The 17,129-nt window shown below is 63.4% G+C and carries 12 protein-coding genes; 11 read left to right on the top strand and 1 reads right to left on the bottom strand.

Annotated elements, in window-relative coordinates; all coding sequences use genetic code 11:
* The 7 genes from NLY44_RS15970 (at nucleotide 1) to NLY44_RS15940 (ending at nucleotide 7,930) form a co-directional block, all read left to right on the top strand.
* On the top strand, nucleotides 1-921 hold the full coding sequence (locus NLY44_RS15970; RefSeq protein ID WP_023686326.1) for an ABC transporter permease: 921 nt from the start codon (nucleotides 1-3) through the stop codon (nucleotides 919-921).
* Nucleotides 914-1,714 (top strand): ABC transporter permease, encoded by an 801-nt coding sequence (locus tag NLY44_RS15965; protein ID WP_023671766.1) that lies wholly within the window; start codon nucleotides 914-916, stop codon nucleotides 1,712-1,714. The genes NLY44_RS15970 and NLY44_RS15965 overlap by 8 nt, the downstream gene beginning before the upstream one ends.
* A 23-nt stretch (nucleotides 1,715-1,737) precedes the next feature.
* Nucleotides 1,738-2,772, top strand: coding sequence for an ABC transporter substrate-binding protein (locus NLY44_RS15960; RefSeq protein WP_023804756.1), 1,035 nt, complete (start codon nucleotides 1,738-1,740; stop codon nucleotides 2,770-2,772).
* A 62-nt stretch (nucleotides 2,773-2,834) separates the two neighbouring features.
* Nucleotides 2,835-4,031, top strand: a complete 1,197-nt coding sequence (locus tag NLY44_RS15955; protein WP_023804757.1) for a serine hydrolase domain-containing protein — start codon at nucleotides 2,835-2,837, stop codon at nucleotides 4,029-4,031.
* Nucleotides 4,032-4,064: 33 nt separating this feature from the next.
* The gene (locus tag NLY44_RS15950) at nucleotides 4,065-5,246 is read left to right on the top strand and encodes a serine hydrolase domain-containing protein (RefSeq protein WP_023804758.1); all 1,182 of its coding nucleotides are present in this window, start codon (nucleotides 4,065-4,067) and stop codon (nucleotides 5,244-5,246) included.
* Between the two features lie 114 nt (nucleotides 5,247-5,360).
* Nucleotides 5,361-7,682: a Tex family protein gene (locus tag NLY44_RS15945; protein WP_023804759.1), complete on the top strand. Its 2,322-nt coding sequence runs from the start codon at nucleotides 5,361-5,363 to the stop codon at nucleotides 7,680-7,682.
* A 65-nt stretch (nucleotides 7,683-7,747) separates the two neighbouring features.
* Nucleotides 7,748-7,930: a hypothetical protein gene (locus NLY44_RS15940; RefSeq protein ID WP_023671771.1), complete on the top strand. Its 183-nt coding sequence runs from the start codon at nucleotides 7,748-7,750 to the stop codon at nucleotides 7,928-7,930.
* Nucleotides 7,931-7,941: 11 nt separating this feature from the next.
* Here the strand turns inward: NLY44_RS15940 and NLY44_RS15935 are convergent, their stop codons facing one another.
* Nucleotides 7,942-8,853, bottom strand: a complete 912-nt coding sequence (locus tag NLY44_RS15935; RefSeq protein WP_023686321.1) for a LysR family transcriptional regulator — start codon at nucleotides 8,851-8,853, stop codon at nucleotides 7,942-7,944.
* A 106-nt stretch (nucleotides 8,854-8,959) separates the two neighbouring features.
* Between NLY44_RS15935 and NLY44_RS15930 the strand changes: the two genes are divergently transcribed.
* From NLY44_RS15930 to NLY44_RS15915, 4 genes are all read left to right on the top strand, one after another.
* On the top strand, nucleotides 8,960-10,156 hold the full coding sequence (locus NLY44_RS15930) for an acyl-CoA dehydrogenase (protein WP_023804760.1): 1,197 nt from the start codon (nucleotides 8,960-8,962) through the stop codon (nucleotides 10,154-10,156).
* 247 nt (nucleotides 10,157-10,403) lie between these two features.
* Complete coding sequence (locus NLY44_RS15925; RefSeq protein ID WP_023804761.1) at nucleotides 10,404-13,763, top strand: transglutaminase family protein; 3,360 nt, start codon at nucleotides 10,404-10,406, stop codon at nucleotides 13,761-13,763.
* A 6-nt stretch (nucleotides 13,764-13,769) separates the two neighbouring features.
* The gene (locus NLY44_RS15920) at nucleotides 13,770-16,181 is read left to right on the top strand and encodes a circularly permuted type 2 ATP-grasp protein (RefSeq protein ID WP_023696879.1); all 2,412 of its coding nucleotides are present in this window, start codon (nucleotides 13,770-13,772) and stop codon (nucleotides 16,179-16,181) included.
* Between the two features lies 1 nt (nucleotide 16,182).
* Nucleotides 16,183-17,067: a transglutaminase family protein gene (locus NLY44_RS15915; protein WP_023804762.1), complete on the top strand. Its 885-nt coding sequence runs from the start codon at nucleotides 16,183-16,185 to the stop codon at nucleotides 17,065-17,067.
* Nucleotides 17,068-17,129 lie beyond the last annotated feature (62 nt).

Genomic DNA, 17,129 nt, shown 5'->3' with positions numbered 1-17,129 from the left:
ATGGCGACCGCGGAACAAGTCGCCAAGGCAGCGCAGCGACGCGATGTGCGCGACCGCTGGCTGCTGTCAGCGCCAGCCTTGCTGGTGATCTTCCTCGCCGCGACCGGCCCCTTGCTGATCGTGCTGATCTACTCGTTCCTGACGCCTGGCCCCTATGGCGATGTGAAGTGGCAGTTCTCGCCCGATGCCTGGCTGTCGGTGTTCATGGAACGCGACATTTTCGACGATACGCTTTCGCTTGCGGCAGCGCACGTCACCATATTCTGGCGCTCGATCAAGTTGGCGGTGATAACGACGATCGCAACTTTGGCATTAGGGTTTCCAACCGCCTATTTCATGGCGACGCGCAGCGAGAAGACCAGGGATCTCTGGCTGTTCCTGATCACCATTCCGTTCTGGACCAACCTGCTGATCCGCACCTTCGCCGTGCTGCAGATCATCCGCAACGAAGGCATCATCAACACCATCCTTATGAAGCTTGGTATCGTCTCAGCGCCGGTGCAGATTCTCTTCACCGACACGGCGATTCTGATCGGCATGGCCTATGTCTATCTGCCGCTGATGGTGCTGCCGATCTATGCCAGCATGGAGAAGCTTGATTTTCGCCTCGTCGAGGCGGGCTACGACCTCTACGCGACCCGTTTCAATGTATTGCGGAAGATCATTTTCCCGCTGGTCAAACCCGGCGTCATTGCCGGCTCCATCCTGGTCTTCATTCCAGCCCTTGGCGCCTATGTGACGCCGAGCGTGCTTGGCGGCGGCAAGAATATGATGCTGTCTAACCTGATCGAATTGCAGTTCGGCCAAGGCCGCAACTGGCCGCTCGGCTCGGCGCTGTCGATCACGGTGATGATCATCGTCATGGTGGCGCTGCTTGCCTATGTGCGCAATGCCGGCAAGTCGGGGGCGCGGCATGGCTAAGAACTTTTCCATCAAGCACCAGACCGGCTTCACGGTGATCGCTGCGACCTGTTTTATCGTGCTCTATCTGCCGATCATCGTGCTGGTCGCCTATGCCTTCAACGCGGCGAACTCGACGTCCGAATGGGGCGGCTTTTCGATGCGCTGGTTCCAGTCGGCTTGGCAGAACGTGCAAGTTATCGACGCGACGCTACGCTCGTTCCAGATCGGCGCCGTCGCTGCGGTGCTGTCGACAATCTTTGCCACCATGGCCGCGCTCGCCACCACGCGCACCGCGTCCTATCCGGGCCTCACCTTCAAATATGCGGCGATCAACCAGCCGCTGATGGTGCCCGAGATCGTCACGGGCGTGGCGCTGCTGATCTTCTTCTCGCGCATCAAGATCTTCACCGGCTATTCCGGCATTGGCTATCTGATCGCCGCGCACACGGCGTTCTGCATCCCGTTCGCCTATCTGCCGATCCGGGCGCGGCTGGAAAACATGGACCTGACGCTGGAGCGCGCGGCCGCCGATCTGTACGCGACGCCTTGGAAGACCTTCCGCCGCATCACGCTGCCGCTTTTGTGGCCCGGCATACTGGCCGGACTGATGCTGGCCTTCGTCATCTCGCTCGATGACGTCGTCATCACCGAGTTTGTCAAATCGGGCGGCCAGGATACGCTGCCCACCTACATGCTCGGCCAGATCCGCCGCGGCATCACGCCTGAGATCAACGCGATATCGACCGCCTTCCTGCTGCTTTCGGTCGCGATCGTCACGTTGTTTTTCTTCGTCAGCAGGAAAAGAGACTGAACCGACAAATGGGAGCTAAAACCATGAACTGGAAAACAACGACAGCCGCCATGGGGTTGGCGCTGCTCGCAACGACGAGCCTGGCCCGCGCCGATGGCGAGCTGAACATCTACAATTGGGGCAACTATACCAGCCCCGACGTGATCAAAAAGTTCGAAGCCAAATACAACGTCAAGGTGACCATCACCGATTACGATTCCAACGATACGGCGCTCGCCAAGGTACGCCAGGGCGGCACCGGCTTCGACATCGCCGTTCCGTCGCAAACCTACGTGCCGATCTGGATCAAGGAGGGTCTCGTGCAGGAGACCGATCCGGGCAAGATGGAGAACTTCAAGAACGTGGCGCCGGAATGGGCCAATCCAGACTTCGACCCCGGCCGCAAATATTCCGTGCCGTGGGCGCTGGGCACCGTCGGTGTCGTCGTCAACACCGATGCCTACAAGGGACCAGCCGACAGCTGGGGCATCATCTTCAACACGCCGGACGAGCTGAAGGGCAAGACCAATGTCGTTCCCGAGATGAATGACGTTATCTTCGCGGCGATCAAATATGTCGGCGGCCAGCAGTGCACCGACGACAAGACGGTGCTGAAGAAGGTGCGCGACACGCTTGTCGCGGCCAAGCCGAACTGGATCGCCATGGAATACAACACCATCGAAAAGATGGGCGCCGGCGACTTCAAGGCGACCAGCGACTGGAACGGTTCGGCGCTGCGTCAGCGGCTGGCCAATCCGGCCATCCATTACAATTATCCGAAGGAAGGCTACGGCCTGTGGAGCGATAACGTCGTCGTTCTCAAGGAAGCCAAAAATGTCGAGAACGCCAAGCTGTTCCAGAACTTCATCATGGATCCGGAAAACGCGGCCGGCCTCTCGGCCTTCCATCGCTACGCAAACGCCATTACCGGCTCGGACAAGTACATGCCGGCCGATATGAAGGATGCCCCGGAAGTCGTCATTCCGGAGGCTGCGAAGGCACAAGGCGAATTCCAGAAGATGTGCGCGCCTGAGATCCAGGACATCTACACCAAGATCTGGACCGAACTGCAGAAATAACCGCAGTCTGACAGACCCGGCGGCATGCGCCGCCGGGTCTTTTCTTTTCCGGAATGGCTTTCATGGACTCCTATCGCAACAGCGATCCGCGGCCGTCGATCATGCAGGGCTCGCCGCCTCAAATGGTGCTGCCGAAGCTCGACTGGGACCGGCCGCCATGGAATCGCTGGGCCTTCCAACACATCCGCGAATTCCTGCCGACCATCGAGGTCTGGCGCGGTAATGGCCATCGCCATCGTCTTGAGCGCGCAGAGACCGATCTCGACGCGCTGCCGGTGGAAGACAGCAAGGGCCGTCCGACGACGCTCGTTGGCCTGCTCGACGAGACCTACACGGACGGCTTCCTGGTGCTCAAAGACGGCAAGGTCGCCTATGAGCGCTATTTCAACGGCATGGCCGAGCGCACGCTGCATCTGTCGCAGTCGATGGCGAAGTCGGTAACAGGCACCGTGTTCGGTATTCTGGTTGGGCGCGGCTTGATCGACCCGGTCAAACCGGTGACCGCCTATCTGCCGGAGCTCGGCGCGACCGGCTGGGACGGCGCCAGCGTGCAGCATGTGCTCGATATGACCACCGGCGTGCGCTTTTCCGAGGAATACACCGACCGTTACTCCGATATCGGCCAGGTCGATGTCGCCACCGGCTGGAAGCCGGTGCCGCCGGACAGCGATCCGGATTTCCAATGGCCGCCGCATCTGTTCGAGTTGATCCTGCAGCTGAAGGACAAGGTGCGGCCGCATGGCGCCGCGTTCGAGTACCGCTCGATCGAGACCGACGTGCTTGCCTTCATCATGGAGCGGGTCACCGGTAAACGGCTGGCGCAGCTGGTGTCCGAGGAGCTGTGGCAAAAGCTCGGCGCCGACGAGAGCGCCTGCTTCACGGTCGACAGCGCCGGCTATGCTCTGGCCGATGGCGGCTTCAACGCGACGCTGCGCGACTATGCCCGCTTCGGCCAGCTGATTCTCGACAAGGGCCGCGGCATCGTGCCGGCCGACTGGATCGAGGCGACGCGCAACGGCAGGCATGGGCCGGACTTCAATCCGAGCCTGCCCGAAGGCAGCTATCGCAACCAGTTCTGGATCGAAGACCCGCGCTCGCGCGCGCTGATGTGCCGGGGCGTGTTCGGGCAGATGATCCATGTCGACTGGGACACCGGCATGGTCGTGGTCAAGCTTTCGACCTATCCGGATTTCAGCAATGTCGCCTATTCGGTAGCAACGCTGAAGGCGGTGCACGCCATCGCCAAGGCGCTTGGTTGACCCACAACAAATCATCCCTCCGAGGAAACGTTCATGACTGGCAAGACCGCGTTCGAGACCCGCTACGGCTTCGCCCGCAATGAGGTGCTGCTCTCCAACTGGCGCGAAAGCCCGTTCAACCGCTGGTCGTTCCAGAACCTTGGCGAGCTGGTGCCGACCGCCCCCGTGGCGGCGACGCTGGGAAGCGTCGAGGCACCGGTGCGGGACCTGAGCGGCCTGCTCGGCGAAAAGGTTTCGATCGCCAGCGCCCCGGAAACGGTGGCCGAATTCCTCACACGTTCGAGCAGCGACGCGCTGACGGTGATGAAGGCTGGCAAGGTCATCGGCGACTGGTTCGCGCCCAATATGGATTTCGGCGCCCGTCACATCATCTTCTCGATCAGCAAATCGGTCACCGCCATCATCGCCGGCATATTGGAAGGCGAGGGCGTGTTCGATCCGGAGGTGCCGGTCACCCAGTACATTCCGGAAGCCGCCGGCTCGGCCTATGCCGATGCAAGCTGCCGGCATGTGCTCGACATGAGCGTCAGCCTCGACTTCGAGGAGGCCTATCTCGATCCCGAAAGCGCCTTTGCCCGTTACCGTCGCGCCACCCTGTGGAACCCGGGCGGCGGCACTGAAAGCTTGCGCGAATTCATTCTGACCTTGCAGCGGCTCGAAGAACCGCACGGCAAAACCTTCCGCTACCGTTCGCCCAATTCCGATCTGCTCGGCCTGCTGCTCGAACGAGCTTCCGGCCAGCGCTTCCCGGACCTGATGCGCGAGAAACTGTGGCTACCGCTGGGTGCTGTCAGCGAGGCTTCGATCGGCGTCGACATGGAAGGTACGGCGCGCACCGCCGGCGGCATTTCGGTGACGCCGCGCGACCTGGCGCGTATCGGCGAGATGATGCGGCAGGGCGGCACGGCCAATGGCCGGCGCATCGTGCCGGAAGGCTGGGTGCGCGATACGACCGTTGCCGGCGGCAGCGCGGAGGCCTGGCAGCGCGGCACGATGGTGCATCTGTTCCCGAAGGGCCGCTATCGCAACAAGTGGTACCAAACGGGTGCGGCAAACGGTGCTTTCTGCGGCATCGGCATCCACGGCCAATGGCTCTACGTCGATCCGAAGATGGAAGTGGTGATTGCAAAAATGGGGTCGCAGCCGGTGCCTGAAGATTATCCGCTCGAACGCGAGATCGTTGCCTTTTTCGAGGCGCTGAGCGGGATGGTCTGAGGACGAGCCAAAGCAAGGCGCTTTCCTGTGGACCTCTTTGACGCTTGAGAACACTGCGGTTGGCGTGACGGACATCAGCGCCTATGGTCGCCGCTCTTTGCGACAGGGACCAGCATGGCAGCAGACAGCAAACGCATCGCATCCATCATCGCGGCAGAGATCGGGGCGCGGCCGGAGCAGGCATCAGCAGCTATAGGGCTGCTCGATGAGGGCGCGACGGTGCCGTTCGTGGCGCGCTACCGCAAGGAGGTCACCGGCGGGCTCGACGACACCCAATTGCGCGACCTTGCCGAGCGATTGGCCTATCTGCGCGAACTCGATGCGCGCCGCGACACCATTCTCGGTTCGATCCGCGAGCAGGGCAAGCTGACCGAGGAACTAGAGGCCAAAATTGTGGCTGCCGCCACTAAGGCTGAACTGGAAGACATCTACCTGCCCTACAAGCCCAAGCGCCGCACCAAGGCCGAGATCGCCCGGGAGCGCGGGCTGGGGCCATTGGCGGAGGCTATTTTGGCCAACCGGTCGTTGGTGCCCGCCGAGGCGGCGCTGGCTTATGTGACCGAGGATGTGACCGACGCCAAGGCCGCACTGGAAGGCGCACGCGACATCCTGTCGGAACAGTTTGCGGAAAATGCCGATCTGGTCGGCAAGCTTCGCACCTACATGAAGGAGCGCGCTTTCATGCGTGCCCGTGTCGTCGACGGTAAGCAGGAGGCCGGGGCGAAATTCTCCGACTATTTCGAGCATGTCGAGCGTTGGGCAAATGTTCCGAGCCACCGCGCGCTGGCCATGCTGCGCGGCCGCAACGAAGAGGTGTTGTCGCTCGACATCGAGGTCGATGCCGACGATGCCTCTCCGGTGAAGCCGGTCGAGCGGATGATCGCCAATGCCTACGCCATCGGCGGCAGCCTGCCGGGCGACCGCTGGCTGATGGAAGTGGCCGGCTGGACCTGGCGGATCAAGCTTTCGCTGCACCTGACGCTCGATTTGATGCGCGACCTGCGCGAGCGGGCGGAGGAAGAGGCGATCCATGTCTTTGCACGCAACCTCAAGGATTTGCTTCTGGCAGCACCCGCCGGCTCGCGGCCGACCATGGGACTCGATCCCGGCATCCGCACCGGCGTCAAGGTCGCTGTCGTGGATGGCACCGGCAAGGTGCTGGCGACGACGACCGTCTATCCATTTCCGCCGCGGAACGATGTGCGCGGCACACAGGCCCAGCTCGCAGCACTCATCCGCCAGCATAAGGTCGAGCTGATTTCGATCGGCAACGGCACCGGCAGCCGCGAGACTGAAAAGCTGGTCGCCGACATGCTGTCCGACATGCCTTCGGATGGTGGGCCAAAGCCGCTCAAGGTGATCGTCAGCGAGGCCGGCGCCTCGGTCTATTCGGCCTCGGCGACAGCGGCGGCTGAGTTTCCCGGGCTCGACGTGTCGCTGCGCGGTGCGGTGTCGATCGCCAGGCGCCTGCAGGACCCGCTCGCCGAACTGGTCAAGATCGAGCCGAAATCGATCGGCGTTGGCCAGTACCAGCATGATGTCGACCAGTACCGGCTTGGCCGCTCGCTGGAGGCGGTGGTGGAGGACGCGGTGAATGCTGTCGGCGTCGATCTCAACACCGCCTCGGCGCCGCTTTTGGCCCGCGTGTCAGGCCTAGGCGCGTCGCTTGCCGATGCCATTGTCGCGCATCGCGATGCGACCGGGCCGTTCGCCAGCCGCAAGGAACTGCTCAAGGTGGCGCGGCTTGGACCGCGCGCGTTCGAACAATCCGCAGGCTTCCTGCGCATTGCCAATGGCAGCGAGCCGCTCGACGCCTCGTCGGTCCATCCGGAAGCCTATGGCGTGGCCAAGAAGATCGTCGCTGCCTGCGGCCGCGATGTGCGCTCGCTGATGGGCGACAGCGCAGCGCTCAAGGCGCTCGATCCGCGAGTCTTCGTCGACGAACGCTTCGGCCTGCCGACGGTGCGCGACATCATTGCCGAGCTGGAAAAGCCCGGCCGCGACCCGCGCCCCGGCTTCAAGACCGCAACCTTTGCCGATGGCATCGACGACATCAAGGATCTGAAGCCCGGCATGCTTCTGGAAGGCACCGTTACCAATGTCGCTGCCTTCGGCGCCTTCGTCGATATCGGCGTGCATCAGGACGGGCTGGTGCATGTCTCGCAACTGGCCGATCGTTTCATCAAGGACGCGCATGAGGTGGTGAAGGCCGGCGACGTGGTGAAGGTGCGGGTCGTCGATGTCGACATCAAGCGCAAGCGCATCGCGCTGTCCATGCGCAAGGACGGCGGCGAGGGCGGGACGCCGAAGGGGCCGCGCGACAATGGCGGCGGCAAGCCGGCGCAACCTTCGCCGATGCCGCGGCGTCAGCCGGAACGACCGGCACAGCAAGGCGCGTTTGGCGCAGCACTGGCCGATGCCTTGAAGCGGAAGTAGCCTCGAATGGTTCCTTGCAATCGCTAGAGCGTTATCTACCATCCTTGTGTGGAGATACGCGCGATATGGCAAGTTTCGAGAAAGTGAGTGTCCAAGAGTTGGGGCGTCTTTGGGACGAGGGCATGGCGAGTGGCAGTTCGGTCGATGGAGACCAGGCTTTCGCCCGGATCAAAAGCAAGCTCGATGCGAAAGTTGCCGAACGCAAGTCGCAAAAACGCTGCGCTTCCAGCCGGAAACCGAGCCGATGAAGCGGAAGTAGCTACCAGGCCAGAACGGCCGGTTCCTTCTCAACCTGGCCCAGCAGCCAGTCGCGAAAGCTGACGACGGGCGGGTGGCCGCGCTTGTCGTTCGGGACGACGAGGTAGTAGGCGCTGCGGCTTTGCATCGGCTGTCCCGGCGCCGGCACGAGCTGACCGCGCTGCAATTCGCCGGCGATAAGAACTTGCGGCAGGAGCGCGACGCCAAGCCCCGCCATGCAGGCTTGGGCAACGGTGCCGAATTGCTCGAACTGCATGCCGGGTCCGATCGGTGCGCTCAAGCCCTGTTCCTCGAACCATTCGCCCCAGGCGCCAGGGCGCGTCGCCATGTGCAGCAGCGGCAGGCGGCTGATGTCGGCCGCCGTGGTGATATCGCGGCTGGCAAGGAAGTCGGGCGAAACCACCGGCATCACGGTTTCGCGCATCAACAATGTGGAATCGGCGTCCGGCCAGTCCGGCTGGCCATGATGGATAGCGGCGTCGAGGCGTTCGCGGGCGAAGTCGAAGCGGCCGATGCGGGTGACGAAGTTGATGGTGATGTCAGGGTTTTCTGCGACGAAATCCGGGATCAGCGGCATCAGCCAGCGCGTGCCGAAGGTCGGCAGTATGGCGAGGTTCAGCATGCCGCTATGCCGATTGCTCATCAATCCGAGCGCGGCGTCGCGCAATTGCCCGAGTGCCGCCCGCACGGCTTCGGCATAGATTTCGCCCGCCGTGGACAGCCGAACATTGCGGCTGTCGCGCTCGAACAGCCGGCGGCCGAACTGTTCCTCCAGAAGTGCTATCTGGCGGCTGACGGCCCCTTGGGTCAAATCGAGTTCCTGGGCGGCAGCGGTGAAGGAGCCAAGGCGGGCCACGGCCTCGAAGGCGGCAAGGGCGCTGGTGCTGGGTAAAAGCCGGCGTTGGACGTTCATGATCCATTACTAAACCTCATTGATCTGTGATGCAATTTTGTTTGATTTTTCCGAAGCGGAGGTGGATAAGCCCGAGCACTTCAAGATTTTGGGAGAGAGCGAAGCCATGGCCGCCGACAAGAACGCGTTCGTCTGGGAAGACCCCTTCCTGATCGAGAACCAGCTTTCCGAGGATGAGCGCATGGTGCGCGATGGCGCGGCCGCCTTTGCCGCCGACAAGCTCGCGCCGCGCATCGAGGAGGCCTTTCTCGAGGAAAAGACCGATGCCGGCATCTTTCGCGAGATGGGCGAGGCCGGCCTGCTCGGCATCACCATCCCTGAGGAATATGGCGGGCTCGGCGCCAATTACGTCACCTACGGGTTGGTGGCGCGCGAGGTCGAGCGGGTCGATTCCGGCTACCGCTCGATGATGTCGGTGCAATCGTCGCTGGTGATGTACCCCATCCATGCCTATGGCACGGAAGAGCAGCGCAAGAGATACCTGCCGAAGCTGGCTTCGGGCGAATGGATCGGCTGTTTTGGCCTGACCGAGCCGGATGCCGGTTCCGATCCGGGCGGCATGAAGACGCGGGCCGAGAAGACGGCGAACGGCTACAAGATTTCCGGCTCGAAAATGTGGATATCCAACGCGCCGATCGCCGACGTGTTCGTGGTCTGGGCGAAGCTGAAGGGCGACAACGGCAAGGACGAAATCCGCGGTTTCGTGCTGGAGAAGGGCATGAAGGGGCTGTCGGCGCCGAAGATCGGCGGCAAGCTCAGCCTTAGGGCCTCGATCACCGGCGAGGTGGTGATGGAAGGCGTCGAGGTTGGCGAAGACGCGCTGCTGCCCAACGCCAGGGGCCTCGGCGGCCCATTCGGCTGCCTCAACCGGGCCCGCTACGGCATTTCCTGGGGCGCGATGGGCGCCGCCGAGGATTGCTGGCACCGGGCCCGGCAGTATGGACTCGACCGCAAGCAGTTCGGCAAGCCGCTCGCCGGCACGCAGCTGTTCCAGAAAAAGCTCGCCGACATGCAGACCGAGATCGCGCTGGGCCTGCAGGGCTCGCTGCGCGTCGGGCGGCTGATGGATGAAGGCAAGATGGCCCCGGAAATGATCTCGATCGTCAAGCGCAACAATTGCGGCAAGGCGCTCGACATCGCGCGCCAGGCCCGCGACATGCATGGCGGCAACGGCATCCAGATCGGCTACCACGTCATGCGCCATGCGCAGAATTTGGAGACGGTCAACACCTATGAAGGCACGCATGACGTGCATGCGCTGATTTTGGGACGGGCGCAGACGGGGATACAGGCGTTTTTCTAAGCTGTGCCGAATTCAAGTGAGGCCGGCCTGCAATGGCCGATACCTGCGCTTCCGGTGCTCGCGTGCCAAAAGTACGCTCTGCTCCGGTTCTCGGTATCAGCCATTTTCGACTCGGCCTGACCTGAATCTCGACACAGCGTAGCCGGCTTCGGCTGCTTAATTTAGGTGCAGCGCAACATCTCTGCTTGGAGAATGGCCAATAGATGTGTCAGGGTTCGGCTGAAGAAACGCCGATCTCCGGGGCCCCATGGCAATACTGGCAGCCGTCTACCACCTGACCCATTACAAATATGACCAGCCGGTGGTTCTCGGGCCCCAGGTCATCAGGCTGCAGCCGGCACCGCATTCCCGCACCAAGGTGCTCAGCCATTCGCTGAAGGTCGGGCCGGCGAACCACTTCGTCAATCTGCAGCAGGACCCCTACGGCAATTTCCTGGCCCGCTTCGTCTTCCCGGAACCAGTGACGGAATTGAAGATCGAGGTCGATCTCGTCGCCGACATGACGGTCTACAATCCGTTCGATTTCTTCGTCGAGCCATCGGCCGAGACCTTCCCGTTCGAGTACCCCGAAGACATCAGGGACGATCTCGCCATCTACCGCACGCCGGAGCCGGCGGGGCCGCTGCTGTCGGCTTTCCTCGCAACCATGGACCGTAGCGCCACCAACACCGTCAATTTCGTCGTCGACCTCAATGCGCGGCTGCAGCGGGAGATCGCCTATATCGTGCGGATGGAAACCGGCGTGTTCTCGCCGGAGGAAACGCTGGCCGCGAAAAAGGGATCGTGCCGGGATTCGAGCTGGCTGCTGGTGCAAATTCTCAGGAATCTCGGCCTCGCCGCGCGTTTCGTCTCAGGCTATCTGATCCAGCTGAAGCCCGATCTGGTCGCGCTCGATGGCCCAGCCGGAACCGCCGTCGACTTCACCGACCTGCACGCCTGGTGCGAGGTCTATCTGCCGGGCGCCGGCTGGATCGGCTTCGATCCGACGTCCGGCCTGCTCACCGGCGAAAGCCATGTGCCGCTGGCGGCCACGCCGCATTTCCGCAACGCCGCGCCCATTTCCGGCATGGCGAGCTTTGCCAATGTCGAGTTCGGCTTCGACATGCGTGTCGACCGCATTGCCGAACATCCGCGCATCACCAAGCCATTCTCGGACGAAAGCTGGCAGGCGCTGGATGCGCTGGGCAACAAGGTCGACGCCGCACTTCAAGCGGGTGATGTCAGGCTGACCATGGGCGGCGAGCCGACCTTTGTGTCGATCGACGATTTCGAGTCCGCCGAGTGGAACACCGCCGCCGTCGGCCCGACCAAGCGCGAAAAGGCCGATGCGCTGATCCGTAAATTGCGCGAACGCTTCGCGCCGGGCGGCTTCCTCCACTACGGCCAGGGCAAATGGTATCCGGGCGAAAGCCTGCCGCGCTGGACCTTTTCGCTCTATTGGCGCACCGACGGCCAGCCGGTGTGGAGCGATCCGTCGCTGATCGCACGCGAAAAGAGCGATGCAAAGGTGGGGCCGCAGCAGGCCGAGAGCTTGCTGACGGCAATCGCCGGCGAACTCGGCATCGACAAGGCGATGGTCAGCGAGGCCTATGAGGACCCGGCCGAATGGCTGCTGAAGGAAGGCAAGCTGCCCGACAATGTCGATCCGTCCAACTCCAAGCTGGAAGACCCGGAAGAGCGCAGCCGCATGGCGAAAGTGTTCGAGCGCGGGCTGACCAAGCCGTCGGGCTACGTGCTGCCGGTGCAGCGCTGGAACAGCCAGGCTTCGGACCCGCGCTGGCGCTCGGAGAAGTGGAAGACACGGCGCGGGCGGCTGTTCCTGGTGCCGGGCGATTCCCCTGTCGGTTACCGCCTGCCGCTGGGCACGCTGCCCTATGTGCCGCCGGCGCAGTTCCCCTATATTGTGCCGGTCGATCCGTCGCTGCCGCGTGGACCGCTGCCGGCGCGGGAAGCCATACTGCCAGAACCGGCTCCGGCCGAACTGGAAGGCGCCGACGAGATGGCGCGGCGCCAGCAGGCGGTATCGTTCACTGCGACGACCGGCCAGCAAGACCGGGTGGAGCAGGAGATCACCGAGATCGGCGGCGCGGTGCGTACAGCACTTTCGGTCGAGCCGCGCGACGGGCGGCTTTGCGTGTTCATGCCGCCGGTCGAGGCGCTGGAAGATTATCTCGAACTGGTCGCAGCCGCAGAAAACGCGGCCAAGGCGATCCGCCTTCCCGTGCATATCGAAGGCTATGGACCGCCGCACGATCCGCGCCTCAACGTCATCAGGGTGGCACCCGATCCCGGCGTCATCGAGGTCAACATCCATCCGGCTGCCAACTGGCAGGACTGCGTGGCGACGACGACGGCGATTTACGAGGAAGCACGGCAGACACGGCTTGGCGCCGACAAGTTCATGATCGATGGCCGCCACACCGGTACCGGCGGCGGCAACCATGTTGTGGTCGGCGGCGCAACGCCCAATGACAGCCCGTTCCTGCGCCGGCCCGATTTGTTGAAGAGCCTGGTGCTACAATGGCAGCGGCGCCCGTCGCTGTCTTATCTATTCTCCGGCCTGTTCATCGGCCCGACCAGCCAGGCGCCGCGCTTCGACGAGGCGCGGCATGACTCGCTTTACGAACTCGAGATCGCGATGGCGCAGGTGCCGCATCCCGACCAGGGCAACGCACCGCTGCCTTGGCTGGTGGACCGACTGTTCCGAAATCTGTTGACTGACGTCACCGGCAATACGCACCGCTCGGAAATCTGCATCGACAAGCTGTTTTCGCCCGATGGCCCGACCGGCCGGCTTGGGCTTGTCGAGTTCCGCGGTTTCGAGATGCCGCCCAATGCGCGCATGTCGCTGGCGCAGCAATTGCTGGTGCGCGCCATCATCGCCCGTGCGTGGAAGAACCCGCTTGATGGCCGCTTCGTGCGCTGGGGCACCTCGCTCCATGACCGTTTCATGCTGCCGCATTATGTCTGGGCGGATTTCCTCGACGTGCTCGACGACCTCAAGCTCAACGGTTTCGAATTCCGGCCGGAATGGTTCGATGCCCAGCTGGAGTTCCGCTTTCCGTTCTGCGGCGAAGTCCAGCATGCCGGCATCAAGCTGGAACTGCGGCAGGCGCTGGAGCCGTGGCATGTGATGGGTGAGCAAGGGGCCATCGGCGGCACCGTGCGCTTCGTCGATTCCTCGGTCGAACGGCTGCAGGTCAGGACCGAAGGCCTCAACCCGGAACGTCATGCCATTGTCTGCAATGGCCGAATCGTGCCGATGAAGGTCACCGACAATCGCGAGGTCGCGGTGGCCGGTGTGCGCTTCAAGGCCTGGCAGCCTTCGTCGGGCCTGCATCCGGCGCTGCCGGTCAACACGCCTTTGGTCTTCGACATTTACGACCGTTGGACGGGGCGGGCGGTGGGCGGCTGCGTCTACCATGTCGCGCATCCAGGTGGGCGCAGCTACGACACGTTCCCGGTCAACGGCAATGAGGCCGAGGCGAGGCGTCTCGCCCGCTTCGAGCCGCGCGGCCATACGCCGTCGGCCTATGTGCTGCGCAATGAAGAAGCCTCTGAAGACTTCCCCATGACCCTTGACCTCAGGCGGCCAGCAAGACTCTGATCAGCGATGGCAAAGGGGAATCAGAAAAAGGTCCGCGGCAAGCCGCTGAGGCACAGTCTGCTGGAGCACTACCAGCCGATTGACGGCGTCGTCGACGAGATGGTCGATGCTTCGGGCCATCCGCGTCCGGCGTGGGCGCCCTTCATCGAGGCGCTGGAGGAGCTGGGTCCCGAAAAGCTGGGCCAGCGCTTTGCCCGCGCCGACCAGTATCTGCGCGACGCCGGCGTTTATTATCGCGTCTACGACAAGGCCGGCGCCAACGAGCGCGAATGGCCACTGGCGCATATCCCGCTGCTGATCGAAGACAAGGAATGGGCCGGGATCAGCGCCGGTCTCGTCCAGCGCGCCGAGCTTTTCGAGGAGATAGTCGCTGATATTTACGGGCCGAACCGGCTGATCGAGAAGGGAATCCTGCCGGCAGGCCTGATTGCGGCGAGCCCCGAATATTTGCGCCCCGTCGTCGGCACCATGCCGGCCAGCGGTCATTTCCTGCATTTTTGCGCCTTCGAGCTCGGCCGTGGACCGGATGGAAGCTGGTGGGTGCTGGGCGACCGCACGCAGGCACCATCGGGCGCCGGCTTTGCGCTGGAAAACCGCGTCGCCACGACGCGGGCTTTGTCCGACATCTATGGCGAGATGCATGTGCATCGCCTGGCCGGTTTCTTCCGTCGCTTTCGCGATGCTCTGATCGGCATGGCGAAGGAGAATGACGGCCGCGTCGCCATTCTGACGCCGGGGCCGCTCAACGAGACCTATTATGAGCACGCCTATATCGCCCGCTATCTCGGCATCATGCTGCTCGAGGGCGAGGATCTGACCGTCGCCGGCGGCAAGCTGATGGTGCGCACGGTTTCGGGGCTGATGCCGATCAGCGTGCTGTGGCGGCGGCTCGATGCCGCCTTCGCCGATCCGCTGGAACTGCGGCCAGACTCGCATATCGGCACCCCGGGGCTGGTCGAGGCGATCCGCCGCGGCACGGTTTCGACGGTCAATGCGCTGGGTTCGGGCTTGATGGAAACCCGGGCGCTGCTCGCTTTCCTGCCGAAGATTTCGCGCGCATTGCGCGGCGAAGAACTTCTGTTGCCAAGCGTGGCGACCTGGTGGTGCGGGCAAGCAACCGAACGGGCCCATGTGCTTGCCAATATCGATCGCATGGTGATCGGTCCGGCGCTGTCGACGCGGCTGGCCTTTGAGGATGACGGCCAGACCAGGCTCGGTTCGGCACTGACGCCGGAGGAACGCATCGCGCTGATCGCGCGCATCGAGAGCGATGGCAGCGGTTTCGTCGGCCAGGAAGCGGTGACGCTGTCGACGACGCCGGTCTATGTCGGCGGCTGGCTGGAGCCACGGCCGGCAAGCCTGCGCGTTTATCTCGCGCGCACGCCCGATGGCTGGACGGTAATGCCCGGCGGTTTCGCCCGTGTCGGCCTTTCGCTCGACCCGACGGCCATCGCCATGCAGCGCGGCGGCCAGGCGGCCGACGTCTGGGTGGTCAGCGACCGGTCGGTCGAGCGCGAGACGCTGCTGCCGCAGGAGCATGACAGCTTCGTCCGCACCATGCCGGGCAGCCTGCCCAGCCGCGCGGCGGAAAACCTGACCTGGCTCGGCCGCTATATCGAGCGTTCGGAAGATACGGTGCGTATCCTGCGCGCCTATCATGTGCGGCTGGCCGAGACGTCCGATCCTGACATGCTGCTGCTCGCCGATATCAGGGACTATCTCGAACCCTTCGGCATCGATCTCGAAGCGGCCATTCCGCCCGGATTGATCGGCACGCTGGACAGCGCCGTCTACAGCGCCGGACAGATCCGCGACCGCTTTTCGCCCGATGGCTGGCTGGCGCTGAAGGACCTGTCGAAGACCATTCATCAGTTCGCCACCACGGTGGCGCCGGGTGACGACGCGACACGGGCGATGACGGTCATGCTGCGCAAGCTCGCCGGTTTCTCCGGCCTGTTGCACGAGAATATGTACCGTTTCACCGGCTGGCGTTTCCTCGAGATCGGCCGGCGGATCGAGCGCGGCATCCAGATCGCCCGTACGCTAGCCCGACTGACAAGGTCCGGTGCGCCGGACGGCTCGCTCGACATGATGCTGGAGATCGGCGACAGCGTCATGACCCACCGCCGGCAATATCCGGTGCGGGCCGGACGGCGCACGGTGATCGACCTCTTGGCGCTCGACCCACTCAACCCGCGCTCGATCCTGTTCCAGCTCGAACGGCTGAAGGCGGAGATCGGCCTGTTGCCATCGGTTGGGCCGGAGGGGCATATGTCGGTCGCGGCCAAGGAAATCCTGCAGCTCAACACGGCAATTGCCGTCATGGAGCCATCGGAGATGTCGGCGGAGGTGCTGGACGATCTCGCAACTGAGATCGGCAACCTCTATAGCAGCCTGGCTAAAGCGTATTTCGGTTAACATGCTGTACGATATCAGGCTTCATCTCAGCTACGATTATGACGCCGCGGCCGGTGGCAGCCGGCATCAGGTGCGTGTATTGCCGCCGACCATTGCCGGCGTGCAGCGCGTGATCGCGGCCTCGCTTTCGTTTGTGCCGACCCCATCGGAGCGCACGGATTTTGCCGATTTCTTCGGCAACAATGTCACCGCGATCGCCTTTCGCGACGTCCATGACGGGCTCGACATCAGAATGAGCGCGCGCGTGTCGGTGTCACGGCCGGAGCCTGGGCTCGACGTGTCGCCCGATCTGCAGCGCCTGCGGGAAGAACTCGGCGCCGTACGGTCACTGGCGCCGGATGCACCGCATCACTTTCTCGCCGCCAGCGATCATGCCGGCATCGATGCGGCGATCACCGCCTATGCCCGCGACAGCGCCGGCGGCTCGACGGTCGGCATGGCCATCGATCTGTGCAACCGCATCCACCGCGACTTCACCTATGACGGGGAAGCGACCACGGTGCGTACCGGGGCCAGCGATGCCTTCCGTTTGAAGCGGGGCGTGTGCCAGGACTTCTCCCACATCATGATCGCCGGCCTGCGCGGGGTAGGTATTCCTGCGGGTTATGTCAGCGGCTTCCTGCGCACCATTCCCCCGAAAGGGAAGCCGCGGCTCGAAGGCGCCGATGCCATGCATGCCTGGGTCAAGGTGTGGTGTGGGCGCGATGCCGGCTGGCAGGAATTCGACCCGACCAATGGCATGCGGGCCAGCAACGACCACATCACCGTTGGCTATGGCCGCGACTATTCCGACGTGGCTCCGATCGTCGGCGTGCTGAAAACCACCGGCGGCCAGGTCGGCGACCAGGCCGTCGACGTCATCCCGGTCGCGCTCGAGAAGGCCTGACAGCCTCGAAGCACAGCTTCTCAACAACGGCCATGCCCGTTATGCTCGGTCGAAACTTCGGG

This window comes from Mesorhizobium sp. C089B, assembly GCF_030323125.1.
Taxonomy (GTDB): Bacteria; Pseudomonadota; Alphaproteobacteria; order Rhizobiales; family Rhizobiaceae; genus Mesorhizobium.
This window is presented reverse-complemented; position numbering and strand designations above follow the sequence as displayed.